Genomic DNA, 1,171 nt, shown 5'->3' on the forward strand with positions numbered 1-1,171 from the left:
GAAGGACAAGGACTTCACCGCCCTCGCCGTCTCCCCCGCCAGCGACCTGCTCTACGTCGCCAACCCGGAGTTCGCGCCCGAGCTGCTCGACTTCGACCGCTGGGGCCTGGACATCATCGAGCCCGACTCCCCCGACAAGGGCTTCCCGTACTGGGAGAACCTGAGCTGGGAGAAGGCCGACAAGTACCAGCCCGACGTGCTGATGTTCGACAGCCGCAGCTTCATCGCCGACCAGAAGACCGTCAAGGACCAGCCGACGTGGAGCTCGATCCGCGCAGCGAAGGCCGGTCAGGTCGTCGAGTGGCCCGGCTTCTGGCTGCACACGTACGGCCACTACGCCGTCGCCCTCGACAAGCTCACCGAGGAGCTGTCCGGCCTCGACGACTCCATCGGTGACTGACCAGGCGGTGGCCACCGCGACCGTGGCGCCGGATGCGATGCGTCGCGTCCGGCGCCCGGGCGCGCTCACCGCCGGGCTGTTCGTGCTCGGCGGTCTGGTCCTGCTGACCGGCTTCGTCAGCGTCACCCAGGGCTCGCGGTCCATCGGCCTCTCCGAGGTCATCGACGCACTGCGCCAGTTCACCGCGGCGACCACCGACGACACCGTCACCATCGAGCTGCGCGTGCCGCGCACGATCCTCGGCGTGCTCGTCGGCGCCGCGCTCGGCGTCTCCGGAGCGGTCCTGCAGGGACTGACCCGCAACGCGCTCGCCGACCCCTCGATCATGGGCATCGAGGCGGGCGCCGCCCTGGCCGTCGTCGCCGGGATCACCCTGCTCGGAGTCAGCGGCATCCAGCTCCACGTCGTGCTGGCCTTCGTCGGTGCCCTCGCCGCGACTGCTCTCGTGTACGCCGTCGGCTCGATCGGCCGCGAAGGCGCGACGCCCGTCAAGATGGCGCTCGCCGGAGCCGCGATCACGGCCGGCCTCACGGCCGTCACCACCGGCCTGCTGCTCACCGACCTGCAGGCCCAGCAGGAGTACCGCTTCTGGCAGGTCGGTTCGCTGGCCGGACGCTACGCCCCGATCGTCACCGGAGTGGCCCCGATCCTCATCCTCGGCCTGGTCGTCGGGGTGCTCTGTGGCCGCCCGCTCAATGCACTCGCCCTCGGCGACGACGCCGCCCGCGGGCTCGGCGTCTCCCTGACCCGCACCCGGATCGGCCTGTTCAC

Annotated in this window: 2 protein-coding genes; both read left to right on the forward strand. The window is 71.0% G+C overall.

The annotated features are described in order from the left end of the window. Positions 1-400: ABC transporter substrate-binding protein (locus ACOADB_RS24740; protein ID WP_378605103.1), on the forward strand; the 400-nt coding region annotated here is incomplete at its 5' end. Then, on the forward strand, positions 393-1,171 hold a 779-nt coding region (locus tag ACOADB_RS24745; RefSeq protein ID WP_378605127.1), incomplete at its 3' end, for a FecCD family ABC transporter permease. The genes ACOADB_RS24740 and ACOADB_RS24745, both read left to right, overlap by 8 nt.

Source organism: Nocardioides sp. CPCC 206348, from assembly GCF_048654705.1.
Taxonomy (GTDB): Bacteria; Actinomycetota; Actinomycetes; order Propionibacteriales; family Nocardioidaceae; genus Nocardioides.